This window comes from Rhizobium metallidurans, assembly GCF_014196505.1.
GTDB classification, from domain to species: domain Bacteria; phylum Pseudomonadota; class Alphaproteobacteria; order Rhizobiales; family Rhizobiaceae; genus Rhizobium; species Rhizobium metallidurans.
This window is the reverse complement of record NZ_JACIDW010000001.1, coordinates 297,951-313,516: the sequence shown is the minus strand read 5'-3', so window position 1 is coordinate 313,516 and position 15,566 is coordinate 297,951. Positions and strand designations below refer to the sequence as shown.

Genomic DNA, 15,566 nt, shown 5'->3' with positions numbered 1-15,566 from the left:
TGCCCTCCGCTCCGCACCTCTCCGGATCGGCGCCCCAGAACTACATGGCAGCATACATCCCATGTTCACGATTGTGTCACGAAAGTGTCATTCGGTCTGACTATAAGCGGCTAAATTTTCTCCGTTGATTGTCATGACATCCACTTTTTCTGCACAACCAGCCGCCGTGTCGGTGTCGGGTCTCAGCCTGCATTTTGGCCAGAACGCGGTCCTAAAGAACGTCGATCTTGCGCTCGAAAAGGGCAAGGTTCTGGCGTTGCTCGGCCCGTCGGGTTGCGGCAAGACCACCCTTCTTCGACTGGTGGCCGGCCTGCTGGCGCCGACCAAGGGCAGCGTAAAGATCGACGGAAGCGTGGTGGCCGATGCCGCGGGTGGCCTGTTCGTGCCGCCGGAAAAGCGCGGCCTCGGCATGGTGTTTCAGGATTATGCGCTCTGGCCGCACTTAAGCGTCGCGGACAATATCGCTTTCCCGCTGGAGATGCGCGGTGTCAGCCGAAAGGACTGCGAGCGGCGTGTCGCGACGGCTCTCGAGCGGGTCGGTCTCGGCGGCTTCGGCGCTAGGCGGATCAGCGATATGTCCGGCGGGCAGCAGCAGCGCGTTGCGATTGCCCGCGCGATCGTCGCCGAGCCCGCCATCGTCCTTTTCGACGAACCCATGTCGAACCTCGACCGCGAACTTCGCGAGACCATGGTGCGTGAGATCGGCGCGCTGATGTCGGATCTCGGTCTCACCGCCATCTATGTCACCCATGATCAGAGCGAGGCGTTTTCGCTGGCCGATCAGGTCGCCGTGATGCGCGGCGGTGTCATAGAACAGATGGCGGCACCCGAAACGCTGGTGAGCGCGCCGGCAACGCCCGAGGTCGCGGAATTTCTGCGCCTCGGCTGCGTCGTTCCGGTCACTCGCGGCGATAACGGTCTTCGTCTCGAGCAAACCGGCATCGTGCTGAAGGACGATACGGCTCCTGCCGGCGCGACGCATGTACTACTGCCGTCTCAGGCCGTACGCCTGACATCGGGGGAAGGGTTTTCCGCCGAGGTCGTCCACTCGCAGTTTCGTGGCGACGGCTATTTGACCACGGTCGCGCTTGGCGCGCGTCCCGATGCAAGCGAACTCACATTCCTGGCGCGTCAGCGCGTTGTCGCGGGCGAGGTGGTGAGCCTCGTCATCGATAGCGGGGACATGCGCTGGTTCACGCGCAAGTAAAACATATCAACCACTTATGGAGGCACATATGAGCAGATCATTCTTCGGTGCGGGCCTTGCCCTCATCGCAGGCGTACTTACTGCGGGCGTCGCGCATGCTGACATCACCGTCTACTCCGCCGGCCCGGGCAGCCTGATCGAGAAGCTCGCCGCGGGCTTCACGAAGCAGACCGGCAGCAAGGTCGAGGTATTCCAGGCAACGACCGGCAAGATCATGGCGCGTATCGAAGCCGAAGCCGCCAATCCCGTCGTCGACGTTCTCATCTCGGCATCCTGGGATACGGCGACGGATTTCACCAAGCGTGGCTGGCTCGTTTCCTACACCAGCCCGAACGCCGCCAAGGTTCCTGATTTCCTCAAGTCCGAGACGGCCGTCGCACAGGGCGTGTCCGCGCTCGGCATCGCCTGGAACCCTGCAAGCAAGACGCCGAAGCCGACCGAATGGGCCGACCTCGCCAAGCCTGAGTACAAGGACATGGTCAATCTGCCCGATCCTGCGCAGTCGGGTGCAAGCTTCGAGCTGGTGGCTGCTCTTTCCGGTAGCCAGGGTTGGGACCTTTTCTCCAAGCTCGATGCCAACGGCGCCGTTGTCGCCGGCGCCAATGCCGAAGCGCTGAACCCGGTTCTGCAGGGTGCGAAGGCCGCCGTATTCGGCGCGGTCGACTACATCTCGCTCGCCGGCAAGGCAAAGGGCGAGTCGATCGACGTCATCTTCCCGGCTTCCGGCACCGTCGTCGCCCCGCGTCCGGCGATGATCCTCAACTGGTCGAAGCATCAGGATGAAGCCAAGCAGTTCATCGACTATATGCTGTCCGACGAAGGCCAGAAGCTGGTCGCCGCGACCTACCTGATGCCGGCCCGCAGCGACATCCCCGCCAACCGTCCGCTGGTTGCCGATCTCAAGGTTCTCAAGATCGATGCCGCCGCCGTCTATGGCAAGCGTGACGAGACGCTGAAGGAATTCGGCAAGATCTTCGCTGCCGGCAACTGAGACTGAAGAGTATGAAAGCGAACGGCGCAGCCGGCACCGGGCCGATAGCATGGGTGGCGACATCGGGTTTGATTGTCGTCGTGGCCGTGCCGTTCGTCTTCATTGTCCTACAGGCGATTTTCCCTGATCTGGGGCGGAGTTCTCTTGCCGCCCCTTTCCTGCATCTTCCGCAGATGCTGTCCGATCCCAAGCTCTTGCGGATGAGCGGCAACTCCGTCGTTCTCGGCATCTGCGTGATGTTGGCGGCAGCCCTGCTGGCGGTGCCGCTCGCCGTCTTCCGCGCCCTGTTCAAGGTGCCCTTCGCGATCTTCTGGGACGTGGCGCTGCTCGTTCCCTTCATGATCCCGCCTTATATCGCGACCCTCGGCTGGATCATGACGCTGCAGCCGCGCGGCTATCTGCAGCAGTTGACCGGCGTTCACCTCGCGCCCTTCCTGTTCTCACTGGCGGGTATGACGACGGTAATGGCGCTCAACACCTTTCCGCTTGTCTACTTCGCGGTCTCGCGCACGATCGAAGCGGTCGGCGCGCGCTATGCCGACGTGGGTCGTGTGTTCGGCGCTTCGTCCTGGCGTGCCTTCTGGCGCATAACGCTGCCGCTTTCGACGCCGGGGCTGGCCGCCAGCCTTCTCCTCGTCTTCGCCGCGGCGATCGAAGAGTACGGTACGCCGGCGGCGCTGGGTCGTCGCTCGGGCTTCGACGTGCTGGTGACCGAGATCGACCTGCGCATTTCCGACTGGCCCATCGACCTTGCCGGCGCCGCCGTCTTCTCGCTGGTGCTGGTCATTCTGTCGCTTGCCGCTTTCATGACACAGCGATGGATACTTTCCCGCCGCTCCTACGTGACCACGGGAGGCAAGCCGCAGGCCAAGGACAAACGCCCGCTTGGCGTGATGACCATTCCGGTTCTCCTGCTCTTTGGGCTGGTGACGACACTTGCCACCGTGATCCCGCTTCTGGCGATCCTGGCGACCGCATTGTCGAATACGATCTCCGGCGGCCTGGCTATCAGCAATCTCGGCTTCTCCAATTTCGCCGCGATCGCCGATAACAGCGCGGGGGCGTTGCGGGCGCTCGGAAACAGCTTCGCGCTCGGGTTGGGCACCGCCTTGCTGACCGGCATCCTCGGCGCCGTCTCGGCCTATGCGGTGGCAAAGACAAAGTTCCGCGGCCGCATGGTGCTCGATCTTCTGACGGCATTGCCGAATGCCCTTCCGGGTGTGGTCGTCGCCGTCGGGCTTATTCTGGCGTGGAACCAGCCGGTGCTACCGATCACGCCCTACAACACCCCGCTTATCCTGCTCCTGGCCTATTGCTGCATCCTCCTGCCGCAAACGATGCGCTACACCACGGCCGCGCTGCACCAGATCGGCGACAATCTCGAAGCCGCCGCGCGCGTCTGCGGCGCCAGCGCCTTCACCGCATTTCGTCGCATCCTGCTGCCGCTGATCGCGCCGAGCCTGGTCACGGCGATGCTGCTTGTCTTCGCGGTCGCCACCCGTGAACTGGTCGCGTCGATCCTGGTCGCGCCTGTCGGCATGCAGACGATTTCGGTCTTTATCTGGCGGCAGTTCGAGCAGGGGTCGATCGGTCTCGGCATGGCGATGGCCTTCGTCACGGTGGTGCTGACGACGCTGATCCCCTTGGTGCTGCTCTCGCTCCTAAGGCGAAGCGGGCTCGTCGCGGAGTAGTTTTACGCTTCCGTACCGGTGCTGACGTGTCGGCCGATCCCTTGGTTTTGTCCACAGCGTTTATGACCTCTGTGAGCGTTGGTCGTCTCCGTTTGCTGTTTATCCTTGCCGATCGGCTCGATTTCCCCATTGTTTTTACGGGTATATCCACTCGATTCGTTCGCTACGGCCGCGAAACGGGGACGACGGCAGAGATCAGGGATAATGGCAGAACAGTTCGACATGTTCTCGGGCGGCGCGAGCCAGGCCTCCGGACAAACCGCGCGCAAGGTGCCGCTGAAGAGGCAGCCTCCAGTCGAGGTCAGCGAGCAGGGCATGGTCGATTGCCTGCTTGAAACAGGTCGCTACCGGATCTTGAAGAAGCTCGAGCCACGCGCGGTCGCGACGACGCAGCGCGCCGGCTTTCCGCTCCATGGCGTCGTCCTCGATACCGAAACAACGGGTCTCAGCCACCGCAAGGACGAGATCATCGAGATCGGCGTCATCGCCTTCAGCTTCGACCACGACGGCAATATCGGCGACGTCACCGGCGTCTACGGTGGCATGCAGCAGCCGACGGTGACGATACCTTCAGAGATCACCAAGCTGACGGGCATCACCGATGCGATGGTTGCGGGCCAGGAGATTGATCTGGCGGCGTTGAAAGCCCTGATCGAGCCCGCCGACCTGATCATCGCCCACAATGCCGGTTTCGACCGGCCTTTCTGCGAGGCGTTCTCGCAGATTTTCGCCGGCAAGGCCTGGGCCTGCTCCAACGCGGAGATCGACTGGTCGGCCCGTGGCTTCGAAGGGACGAAGCTTGGCTATCTCGTCGGGCAGGCGGGCTATTTCCACGATGGCCATCGCGCGGTCGACGATTGCTTCGCGTTGCTCGAGGTGCTCGGCCAGAATGCGGGCGCAGGCACCGCGTTTTCGGAACTCTATGCGGCCAGCCAGCACGCGCGCATCCGCATTTATGCCGAAAACAGCCCCTTCGACATGAAGGATCACCTGAAGGCACGCGGCTATCGCTGGTCAGACGGCAGCGACGGCCGTCCGAAGTCATGGTGGGTCGAAGTGGACGAGGGCGCGCTCGAGGATGAACTCACCTTTCTCCGGTCGGACATCTACCGCTGGCCGGACGCCGACCCGCCAATCCGGCGCCTGACGGCCTTCGATCGCTTCCGGGCTTAACTCCGATACTTTTCCTCGGCAGGCGGACCTCTGCATTTCATGCATGGGTGGCGTGACGCATTATCGCTGTTTTGCTTGGAAAGGAGCCCCTATGTTAGCGACATCAAACGACGCCGGAGCCAATTACGGTTGCTGACGTCAAACGAACCTCAGGAAAGGGGATCACCATGAACGTAGCACGCAGCCTGAACAACTGGCGCAAGTACCGTCAGACCGTTACCGAACTCGGCCGGATGAGCAACCGCGAACTGAATGACCTCGGCATCGCCCGCAGCGACATTCGCGCCGTAGCCCGCGCTTCCGTGGCGCTGTAAGTCTTTCGCAAATCCATTTGCCTTCAAAAACGCCCGCTCGATCGCAGCGGGCGTTTCTGTGTTTCGGTCTGAGAAATACGCCATGCATGCGTTGGTTTTTATTCCATGCGCCTGATGCATGGCTGCACTGCACAATAATGCCTACAAAATGAACAGAAACCGGATATAGTCATTTTCAACGAAGCGATGCACCTCCTCCCGCAGAGCTTCGTGGTTCAGGCGCCCCACTCCTCCTCCCAGGGTCGCCTGAGGAACAACAGCACTCCTCCTCCCAGCTGTTGTTCGGTTCTTTTCGAAAGCCTGCCGCACCTCCTCCCGCGGCAGGCTTTTTCGATTCTGGACCATGCTTGTCGACGTCAAGCTGACGCTCGACGCGATGACGCGTTGACACTGTGGTCACACACGCGGACCTGTATCCGCCGCCGGAACTGTGCGATGAAGCTTGCATTCGTCAATCACGCTGCCACGGTGCTAAATCATGAAGAAAATCGGCTTCCTCTCGTTCGGACATTGGACACCGTCGCCGCAATCCGGAACGCGCTCGGCTGGCGATGCGCTTCTGCAATCCATCGATCTCGCGGTCGCTGTCGAGGAGCTTGGGGCTGATGGCGCCTATTTCCGCGCTCACCACTTTGCTCGCCAGCTCGCTTCGCCGTTCCCCTTGCTTGCCGCGATCGGCGCCAAGACCAGCCGTATCGAGATCGGCACAGGCGTCATCGACATGCGCTACGAGAACCCGCTTTACATGGCCGAGGACGCCGGCGCCGCCGACCTTATTTCCGGAGGCCGGTTGCAGCTTGGCATCAGCCGCGGCTCGCCGGAGCAGGTGATCGATGGCTGGCGTTATTTCGGATATCAGCCGCCCGAGGGTGGTTCCGATGCCGATATCGGCCGCCGCCATGCCGAAGTCCTGCTCGACGTTCTGCGCGGCGAAGGTTTCGCCCAGCCGAACCCGCGTCCGATGTTCCCCAATCCTCCCGGTCTGTTGCGTCTCGAGCCGCACTCCGAGGGCCTGCGCGAGCGTATCTGGTGGGGCTCCGGGTCGAACGCGACGGCAGTCTGGGCGGCGAAGCTCGGCATGAACCTGCAGAGCTCGACGCTGAAGGACGACGAGACCGGCGAGCCTTTCCATGTGCAGCAGGCCGCGCAGATTCGCGCTTACCGCGAAGCCTGGAAGGAAGCGGGTCATGCGCGCACGCCGCGTGTCTCCGTCAGCCGCAGCATTTTCGCGCTGGTTGACGACCGCGACCGGGCCTATTTCGGCGGTAGCGGTCAGGGCGACGACAAGATCGGCTTCATCGATGAGAAGACGCGGGCGATCTTCGGCCGCAGCTATGCCGCCGAGCCCGATGCCCTCGTGAAGCAGCTGGCCAAGGACGAAGCGATCGCCGAGGCCGACACCTTGCTGCTGACCGTGCCCAATCAGCTGGGCGTCGATTACAACGCGCATGTGGTCGAGCAGATCCTGACCCACGTCGCTCCCGCCCTGGGTTGGCGCTGAATCGCTTTGCCCAAAGACTACCCGCCAACAGAGATGCCGGGCCTCGAGGAGGTCCGGCATTTGCTTTCCGTATGGACAGGCCGGATCACTCGGCCGCGGCCGGCGGCACCGCTCCGCCGCCGAGTTGCAGCAGCGGAACCTTCGGTGAGAAGAAGCGCGGCTTGTGGAACTTGCGCGGCGCTTCGCGCCCGTTCAGCGTATAGGGCTCGAGGTCGCCGATCAGGACCGCTGGCCGCGCGAACATGCGCTGCATCAGTCCCTGGATGGCGAGAATGGGGAAGGCTCGCGCCGGCATCACCTCGGGCATTTCGCTGAACATGCGCTGGACCATCTTGCGCCTGATATCCTCGGCGCCTTTCCTGATCTCGTAGTCGTCGCGCCTGTCGCGAACGGCGACGATGGCAAGCGACAGACCGGCATTCGCGCGGTCCATGCTCGTGATCTGCCCGGCGACGTCGAAGTTGTCGAAGGGCGCGAAGATCAGGATGTCGCCGAGGCGCATCTGGCTGAGCGCGCTATCCTCGTTCATCGTGATCCTGGCGGTATCGACAGAGATCGTATCGATCATGCAACGTGACGCCTTCCCGCCGCTGGCGATCTGGGCTTCGCGTGCAAGCGAAAGCTCAAGCTTCTCCAGTGGTGCGCGGGGGAGTTCGATGCAGACGAGCATCGAGACAAAGGCGTAGACCATGACGACCATGCCCCAGGCGATGCTGAAACCGTCGAGATCGTTGTAAGTGCTGAGCAACGGCCCGTTGAGCATGCCGATGAAGGTCAGCACGATGATGGCGAAAAACGTCGCGGCGATCGGGTACAGTATTTCCACGCGTCCACGATCCTCGCCCTTGGCCGTGACCTTGAAGGGGCGGCCGAACGGATGGAACAGGGCGTGGACCAGGGCGATGGTGATCGGGATCGCCGACACCATCTGCGACACCTCGGTAAACAGCGGCAGGCTGCGCCGTCCTGAAACCCAGGAATGGAACGTCCACATGGCCGCGACCATCGGCAGCGCATAGAGGAAGAACGCCTCCGGCTCCATCAGGATGGCGGGAAGGCCGAGGAAATAGAAGAGCAGCGGCGCCGCCATCAGGAGCAGGATGAAGGGGCGGCAGAACCAGAAGAGCAGGCCGTGAAAATAGTGCAGCCGCTGCATCAGCGTGTAGCCGCGGCCAAGGAAGGGCCCATCCTTAAGCAGTGCCACCTGTATCGTGCCCAGGCACCAGCGGCAGCGCTGGGTGATATAGCCAGAGAGGCTTTCCGCCGAGAGGCCAACGCTCAGGCGTTCGTTGAGCCAGCGCGTCTTCAAGCCCTTCTGCATCAGACGGTAGGTGAGGTGAATGTCTTCCGTCACCGTTTCCTGCGGCATGCCGCCGATCAGTTCCAGGGCATCGCGGCGCACGATGCATGACGTGCCGACGCAGAAGGCGGCGCCCCAGCCGTCCTTGGAGGGTTGCATGACGTCGAAGAAGATGCGCTGATCGTCGACCCATGCCTTCGAGGCCAGCAGGTTATGCTGGACGGGATCGGCATTGTAGTAGAACTGTGGCGTCTGGATCAGGCCGATTTCAGTATCGATGAACTGGCCTACCGTCCGTTTCAGGATGCCGCGCTGCGGCGCGAAATCGGCGTCGAGAATGAGGATGAAGGGCGCGTTGGTCTCTTCGGCGGAGCGCCTGACCGCGTTGTTGATGTTGCCGCCCTTGGCGCCGACATTGTCGCTGCGCCTAAGATAGCGCACGCCGATCTCGTTGCAGTAGTCTTCCAGCCAGTCGCGGCGTCCGTCATCCAGGATCCAAACCGCGAAATTGCTGTAGTCGATCGCCTTGGCGGCGAGGATCGTGCGCTCCAGAATGGAGAGCTCTTCATTGTAGGTGCAGATGAAGACATCGACGGCCGGGTGCCGCGAATGCTGCGCGATGAGCGCTTCGCTGGCGTCGGCGGCGCCGCTGTGGTCGGTCCGTTTGAAAAAGAAGACGATCGACAGCACCGTGTAGAAGATGACGACCACCTCGAAGCCGAGATAGAAGCGCGGCCAGATCGCGTAGGGGCTCCACTCGAAATCGGGCAGGGTCTTGGTGATGCGGAAATACAGGTAGTTCAGGAGCATGACGATCAGGATCGTGCCGAAAATGACCCGATCCTTGCCGCGACTTGCATCCAGCAGCCAGGCGCAGCCCACGATCAGGGCGATCGCCAGCAGTGAGAAGAGAATCGAGTCCGACAAGGTTACGACTTCGGGGGACATGGACTATCCTTGCTGCTGGTCGTCGCCTGGCCGTTGCGGCCGACGAAGGGGTTGATGCCGAGAGCGGCGAGAACGGCCCAACCGGTCGCACCCACATGCGGCAGCCGGTAGTATTTGAAGTCGCCGGGCGCGGAGTTCGGCCCGACCTGCAGGCCCGTTGTCAGCTGTTCGTTCGCCGTGGCGTAGACGAGGCCATTGGGCGCGCGCTGCTTGGCGATCGTGGCGAAAAGCGGTTCGGCCCTTTCGGGGCGCCCGATCTCGCGAAACACCAGGGCCGCCTGCGCCGTGCCCTCGAGCCAGATGCCGTCGCGGTCGCTGTTGAAATCGTAGCCGCCGTCCACCCCGTGGTTGACATCGGTCCATTCCATGACGCGGCCGGCCTTGGACTTGAACTCGGGAACCGCGATCAATGGCCAGAGTTCGGCATCGAGGCCCGACATGGCCACATTGGGTGCGTTGCTGTCGGGAGCGCTGCCGATGTAGAAGCGACCCTCGGCCTCGTTCCACATGGCTTTGAGAAACTGCAGGGCGCTGTCGCCCTGATATGCCCAGTCGCCTCCCGGGTCCAGCCGGGCAAGCCAGCTGTCGGCGGCGTAGATATCGAGGTTATGCTCCGTCGATTTCCAGGTCATCCGCTCCGGCGTCGGTTCGTGACCGAAGAAGCCGCCGAGATAGCCGACATTCTTCGGGTCCGCGGTGTTGCGATGGATCCAGGTCATGATCTTGCGGGCGGCGTCGAGATAGGCCTGCTGGTTGGTCTCTTCGTAGGCCATAAGCATGGCGAGCGCGCCCCAGGCGGTGCTGCCGGTGGCCGTGCCGACCTGATAGCCGTCCTCAACCCAGGAATTACTGGCCGTGCTCCAATAGCCCGGAAGCAGCATGCCGTCCTTGCCCGGGATGACGGGACCCGAACGGTAGGCGTTGCGCAGCCGCCCGTCGTTGTAGCGGCGGTCGGTCTCGAGCGCGACCACCAGCGCATCGGCAACCCGGCGGGCCTCGGCTTTGCGCTGACAGCCGTAGAGCGCCATCATCACGAGCGCGTTGTCGTAGGTGAAGCCCGTGTTCTCCAGCGACGGGTGCAGCGCCGAGCCGCCATTGGCCGGCTCGTAACTGCGGAACACGAAGGGCTGCTCAGGCTCCCCCGTCATTCTCGCCGCCAGCGCATCGCACATCGAGCAGGCGAGCTGCTTGGTCTCGGTATCATCAGCCTTGGCAGTGCCGATTGCGATTGAAAGCAGCAGCGCGGCCAGCAGCGATGCGACCAACCCGCGCCAAACCTCATGCATTGACGAGTTCATGCCCTTCATTTTCGCCCCTCGCGATACGCAGGTGAACGTTCAGCTTGGCCCTTCAGGGTGTCGCGGTCTTGTCGGCCGGCAATCGCGGGCCGGTGGTCTTGTCCAGCGATGCGGATGCGGAGAGAATGCTGACCGGTGACGTCAGCCCGGCAACGACGGCCTTCGAGTACCGCGCGATACGCGAGGTAATCGTCTCACCGAGCGAGACAATGACCTCTTCGCCGACGTTGCAGCCGAAGAATTTGTCGTTGTTCTGCTTGGCCACGCTGCCGTCCTCAGCGGTCTGCTCATCGATCTTGACGAGAACATAGACCTCATGACCTTCGGCCTCGGGAAATTTCGCGAAATAGCGGTTCTCTGGGCCGGAATTGAAGTATCGGACGATTTTGTAGATGCGCCCGCTGCGCTTCACGCCAAGGCTGCGGAAGTTGACCATGGCGGGCGTGCCGATCTCGAGCGCGGTCACGTCGCGGCTTCGGTAGACGGCCGCGGCGAAAGCTTCGGTGCAGTCGAGAGACTTGGCAACGGGCTGGCCCTGCATGACGAAATCGCCGAAGGATGCGTCGACGCTGACGATCTGGCCGTAGCGTTCGGCGGTGACCTCGGCCGCTCCCGTCTTGCCCAGGCGTCCTTCCTCACGCGCGATCAGGTTTTCGACCTGTTGCTTGCGCTCCGTCATCTGGTTGATTTCGATATTGTCCTCGGCGATGTCGCCCGCGAGCTTCGTCCGCTGCATCTCGAGTGTCAGCAGATTGGCGGCGACGGTGCCGCCGGTATAGATGTCGCGGCCGACGAGCGATTGCACGATTTCGTTTCGACGCAGTTCGCCCTTGGCGGAATCGAGTTCGGCCTGGGCGGCGTTGCGCTTCTGACGCTGCGGCTCGAGGCTCGTGTCCGATATCAGACCCTTCTTGAGCAGCGTCTGTTGCCGCAGCAAGAGCGCGTCCTGCTCGTTGAGGCGGGCCTGATAGGTCTGCACATTGAATTGGGAATTGACGATCACCGCCGACAACTCGCTCAAGACGCCGGCCTTGACGCTGTCGATTTGCGTCTTGACCTTGTTGAGCTGCTCGGTGCGCTCGGCCGCCACGCTGGTCGTGTTGTTGAGCTTTTCGGTCAGATCCAGCTTCTCGAGCCGCAACCCGGTCAGCGATGTCTGGTCCTGGTTGGGATTGGATACGGTCGCCATGACATCGCCGAGATTGACGACCTGTCCGACCTGCAGCGAAATCTTGTCCACCCTGCCATAGATAGGCGAGGCGATCAGCTGCACCGGTGCGTTGATCACCGCCCGTGTCGAGACGATGAAAAACTGGTTGGGAATCATCGCCATCGCGATGATGAAGATCAGCATAAATGCGAACGCATAACCCAGGATACGCGATACAGACAGTATCTTACGGTCCCTCGGATCGATACTCGTGGTTGCGGCCTTCATTTTCTTCAATCCTGACATCATCATGCTGCAGGTAACTTGAAGGGCGTTTCCGGGGTGGTGTTTTTTATTTTGAATGTCTTTTATAGCAGTAAAAATATTCAGGCAAATAAAATGTGTGCATTCAAAATGATGTATTGACTGAAAATTTCTATTTAATTCGGTTGCTGTTGCAATAATGACAGCAATAGTTGATGAAACTATTCATCCTTGTTCGTTTGATGCTCTTTATTTGTGACGGTTTTATATCGTTTCTTTTACAGCTCAATCAACGGTAGAATTTTCGCTGCTGCCCCTTACGATGGCATCCAGAACGCGGTACGCCGCCTCGATGTCGGCGTCTCGAGGTGCCGGAGCAGGTGCAGGGCCGAGGCGCAGCCAGCCTCGTCGCTCCCGCGGGCGCTCGACACCGCGCTCGATACGGTTCGCGGCCTCCTTGCGTCGCCGGCGGCGATCCTGATGGCGCTGGCCGGCCTGCGGCACAATCTGTTTCCCGACGCCGACCCACCTCACGATGTCGAGCCACCGACGCTGCGGGAAGCGGCGGAGTAGGGTCGTTCAGCCGAAAACCCTCCATGCATCTTGCATTCCACGACAGTGTCGTGAAAGGGATATTCAGTCCTCTATAAACCGGAAGATGTCTGTGAAACCCGGCCGCGTCACCTCCTACACTCTGCGTGCGGGATATTTCGTCCTTGGCATCCTGATGCTGGTCCTCGCGTTCATCGGCGCGCTGCTGCCGCTGATGCCGACGACCATTTTCCTGATCCTGGCCGTCTGGTGCTTCACGCGGTCGTCGCCGCGCCTCGAAGCCTGGGTGCTGAACCACCCGACGTTCGGACCGACGCTGCGTGCGTGGCATGACCAAGGCGCGATATCGCGGCGCGCCAAGGCCATGGCGCTGACCGGCATGGCGGCGGGCTACGTCATGTTCTATCTTGCCGCCCGCCCCGGCATATTGCTCGCGCTTTTCGTCGGCTTCTTGATTGGATGCTGCGCTTTCTACGTCGGGTCGCGGCCGCTGCCATCCGCGCCACCGTCGCCGGACGCCAATCATGGCGCGGCGCCGGAAAAGCCTGGGGACTGATCTTGCCCTGATGATGGCGACCGCTGTCAGCGAGCCTTGCCGACGCTTGCATACATGCCCGTCGTGCGGAATTCCGTCGGGTTGGTGCCATAGACGCGGCGGAACACCTTGGAGAAGTAGTTGGCGTCCTCGAAGCCCGAGCGGATGGCGACCTCCTTGACCGGCATGTGAGCGGTCTTCGTCAGCAGCTTGACGGCGCGCTTCAGCCGCTTCTGCAGCACGTATTCGGCGGGCGGCAGTCCTTCGTTAGCGGCGAACATGCGCGAGAAATGCGCGCGGCTGAGGCCTGCCACCCTGGCGAGGTCCTCCACCGGCAGCGGCTTTTCCAGATTGTCGGTGATGTAGTCGATCACGTGCTGCATCGTCCGGTATTCCTCGCTGAACACGGGATGCGATCCGAACACGTCGTCATAGAGCGCCATGGCCGCCTCGTAGGCGATCGACGATGCCAGTCCCGGCGTTTCGGCGCCCGATATCAGGCGCAGGCTGCAATCAGCGAGGTGCTCGATCGTCTGCGGCTGCAGCTTCAGGATCGGACCCGTAACGGCGAGGATGGATCGGTGAATGCGCAGCGCCTCCTCGCCGTTCATCGATATCCAGAAAAATTCCCAGCGATCGCCGTCCTCCAGCCAGTAGCGGTGGTTGTGCGGTACCAGCACGAGCAGCGTCTCGCCCTCTTTCACCCGCAGTTCTCGATTCTCGTAACGCAGGTTGCCCGCGCCGCTGATCGTATGCTGCAACACGGTAAAAGGCGTCTGCCCACGCTTGCGTCCGTCCCAGTCATAGGTAGCATTCTCACGCACCTCGTAACCGGTGCTTGTCGGCATGGTGTGCAGGGATTGTCGGCCGCGTGGCAGGGAAACCGTGCGCATGGACGGTCCACGATCGATCAATTCTCGCAGCACAGAATTACCCATGAAAGCATAATCCTTCTCTGGCGGCCCCGAAGATTTTACGCATAATCCGCCCCAAGAGAGAGAACACCGCCGGGCTTATGGAGCGGCGGGGAGGAGAATAAGCCGGATTTCTGGCCTTTTTCGGCGCTGGACGCAAGCCCGCGGCCTATTCTTCTTCCTGTTATCCAATCCCGGCATTTCAATCGCATCGAGGCTAGGATCATGAGTTTCAAAATCGCTATCATCGGCGCAGGCAGCGTCGGCTTCACGAAAAAGCTGTTCACCGACATCCTGTGCGTTCCGGAGTTCCGGGACATCGAGTTCGCGCTCACCGACATGAGCGAACACAATCTGCAGATGATCAAGCAGATCCTCGACACGATCGTTGCATCGAACAAGCTGCCGACCAGGGTGACGGCGACGACCAACCGTCGCGAGGCGCTGACCGGCGCCCGCTACATCATCAGCTGCGTGCGCGTCGGCGGTCTCGAAGCCTATGCCGACGATATCAGAATTCCGCTGAAGTACGGCATCGACCAATGCGTCGGTGACACGATCTGCGCAGGCGGCATTCTCTACGGCCAGCGAAACATTCCCGTCATCCTAGACTTCTGCAAGGATATCCGCGAAGTCGCCGAGCCGGGCGCCAAGTTCCTGAACTACGCGAACCCGATGGCGATGAATACCTGGGCGGCGATCGAATACGGCAAGGTCGATACCGTCGGTCTCTGCCACGGCGTCCAGCACGGCGCCGAACAGATCGCCGAAGTGCTCGGCGCGAAGTCGGTTTCCGAGCTTGACTACATCTGCTCGGGCATCAACCACCAGACCTGGTTCGTCGATCTGAAGCTCAATGGTCGCAAGATCGGCAAGGACGAACTGATCGCCGCCTTCGAGGCGCATCCCGTGTTCTCGCAGCAGGAAAAACTGCGCATCGATGTCCTGAAGCGCTTTGGCGTCTATTCGACGGAGAGCAATGGTCACCTGTCGGAATATCTGCCCTGGTACCGCAAGCGGCCGGACGAGATCACCAAGTGGATCGACATGTCCGATTGGATCCACGGCGAAACCGGCGGCTACCTTCGCCACTCGACGGAAACCCGCAACTGGTTCGAGACGGAGTTCCCGCAGTTCCTCGCTTCGGCCGAAAAGCCGATCGATCCGGCCAAGCGCTCCAACGAACATGCCAGCCATATTCTCGAGGCGCTGGAAACCGGCCGGGTCTACCGCGGTCACTTCAACGTCAAGAACAACGGCGTCATCACCAACCTGCCATCCGATGCGATCATCGAATCCCCCGGCTTTGTCGATCGCTTCGGTATCAACATGGTCTCCGGCATCACCATTCCGGAAGCGTGTGCCGCGACCTGCATGGCCTCTATCAACGTCCAGCGCATGTCGGTTCATGCCGCCATCAGCGGCGACATCGATCTTCTGAAGCTCGCCGTCCTGCACGACCCGCTGGTCGGCGCGGTGGCGACGCCGGAAGAGGTCTGGCAGATGGTCGATGAAATGGTTGCCGCCCAGGCGCGCTGGTTGCCGCAATATGCCGACGCGGTCCCGGCCGCCAAGGAGCGTCTGGCGAAGTCGACGGTGAAGACCCGCGAATGGGCCGGCGCGGCACGCCGCAACGTCCGCTCGATCGATGAACTCCGCGCCGAGAAGGCGGCGCTCAAGCAGGCCGTGTAAGCTTCCCCGGAGGACGGGTGGCTATGGCGTTCCAAG

The 15,566-nt window shown here is 61.7% G+C and carries 13 protein-coding genes; 9 read left to right on the top strand and 4 right to left on the bottom strand.

Features of this window, described 5'->3' with window-relative positions:
- Positions 1-133 precede the first annotated feature (133 nt).
- From GGQ67_RS01430 to GGQ67_RS01405, 6 genes are all read left to right on the top strand, one after another.
- Positions 134-1,207 carry an ABC transporter ATP-binding protein gene (locus GGQ67_RS01430; RefSeq protein ID WP_183898393.1) on the top strand — a complete coding sequence of 358 codons (1,074 nt, stop codon included), beginning with the start codon at positions 134-136 and terminating at the stop codon, positions 1,205-1,207.
- 28 nt (positions 1,208-1,235) lie between these two features.
- Positions 1,236-2,198 carry an ABC transporter substrate-binding protein gene (locus GGQ67_RS01425; protein WP_183898392.1) on the top strand — a complete coding sequence of 321 codons (963 nt, stop codon included), beginning with the start codon at positions 1,236-1,238 and terminating at the stop codon, positions 2,196-2,198.
- Positions 2,199-2,209: 11 nt separating this feature from the next.
- A complete protein-coding gene (locus GGQ67_RS01420; RefSeq protein WP_183898391.1) occupies positions 2,210-3,889 on the top strand; it encodes an ABC transporter permease in 1,680 nt (559 codons plus the stop codon).
- A gap of 204 nt (positions 3,890-4,093) precedes the next feature.
- Complete coding sequence (locus GGQ67_RS01415; protein WP_183898390.1) at positions 4,094-5,062, top strand: 3'-5' exonuclease; 969 nt, start codon at positions 4,094-4,096, stop codon at positions 5,060-5,062.
- 167 nt (positions 5,063-5,229) lie between these two features.
- Positions 5,230-5,376 carry a DUF1127 domain-containing protein gene (locus GGQ67_RS01410; protein ID WP_183898389.1) on the top strand — a complete coding sequence of 49 codons (147 nt, stop codon included), beginning with the start codon at positions 5,230-5,232 and terminating at the stop codon, positions 5,374-5,376.
- 478 nt (positions 5,377-5,854) lie between these two features.
- Positions 5,855-6,877 carry an LLM class flavin-dependent oxidoreductase gene (locus GGQ67_RS01405; protein WP_183898388.1) on the top strand — a complete coding sequence of 341 codons (1,023 nt, stop codon included), beginning with the start codon at positions 5,855-5,857 and terminating at the stop codon, positions 6,875-6,877.
- Between the two features lie 85 nt (positions 6,878-6,962).
- Here the strand turns inward: GGQ67_RS01405 and GGQ67_RS01400 are convergent, their stop codons facing one another.
- The 3 genes from GGQ67_RS01400 to GGQ67_RS01390 all read right to left on the bottom strand — a co-directional run bounded on the left by GGQ67_RS01400 (position 6,963) and on the right by GGQ67_RS01390 (position 11,861).
- Complete coding sequence (locus tag GGQ67_RS01400) at positions 6,963-9,125, bottom strand: glycosyltransferase family 2 protein (protein WP_183898387.1); 2,163 nt, start codon at positions 9,123-9,125, stop codon at positions 6,963-6,965.
- Positions 9,107-10,411 (bottom strand): glycoside hydrolase family 88 protein, encoded by a 1,305-nt coding sequence (locus GGQ67_RS01395; RefSeq protein WP_183898386.1) that lies wholly within the window; start codon positions 10,409-10,411, stop codon positions 9,107-9,109. The genes GGQ67_RS01400 and GGQ67_RS01395 overlap by 19 nt, the downstream gene beginning before the upstream one ends.
- Before the next feature lie 64 nt (positions 10,412-10,475).
- Positions 10,476-11,861, bottom strand: coding sequence for an HlyD family secretion protein (locus GGQ67_RS01390; protein WP_183898385.1), 1,386 nt, complete (start codon positions 11,859-11,861; stop codon positions 10,476-10,478).
- A 231-nt stretch (positions 11,862-12,092) separates the two neighbouring features.
- Here GGQ67_RS01390 and GGQ67_RS01385 point away from each other — a divergent pair, with 231 nt between their 5' ends.
- Entirely contained in the window at positions 12,093-12,410 is a 318-nt protein-coding gene (locus GGQ67_RS01385) for a hypothetical protein (RefSeq protein ID WP_183898384.1), read from the top strand.
- 85 nt (positions 12,411-12,495) lie between these two features.
- The gene (locus tag GGQ67_RS01380; RefSeq protein WP_183898383.1) at positions 12,496-12,945 is read left to right on the top strand and encodes a YbaN family protein; all 450 of its coding nucleotides are present in this window, start codon (positions 12,496-12,498) and stop codon (positions 12,943-12,945) included.
- Positions 12,946-12,971: 26 nt separating this feature from the next.
- Here GGQ67_RS01380 and GGQ67_RS01375 read toward each other — a convergent pair whose 3' ends face one another.
- A complete protein-coding gene (locus GGQ67_RS01375) occupies positions 12,972-13,862 on the bottom strand; it encodes an AraC family transcriptional regulator (RefSeq protein WP_183898382.1) in 891 nt (296 codons plus the stop codon).
- Positions 13,863-14,063: 201 nt separating this feature from the next.
- Here GGQ67_RS01375 and melA point away from each other — a divergent pair, with 201 nt between their 5' ends.
- The gene (gene melA / locus GGQ67_RS01370; RefSeq protein WP_183898381.1) at positions 14,064-15,530 is read left to right on the top strand and encodes an alpha-glucosidase/alpha-galactosidase; all 1,467 of its coding nucleotides are present in this window, start codon (positions 14,064-14,066) and stop codon (positions 15,528-15,530) included.
- Positions 15,531-15,566: the final 36 nt, after the last annotated feature.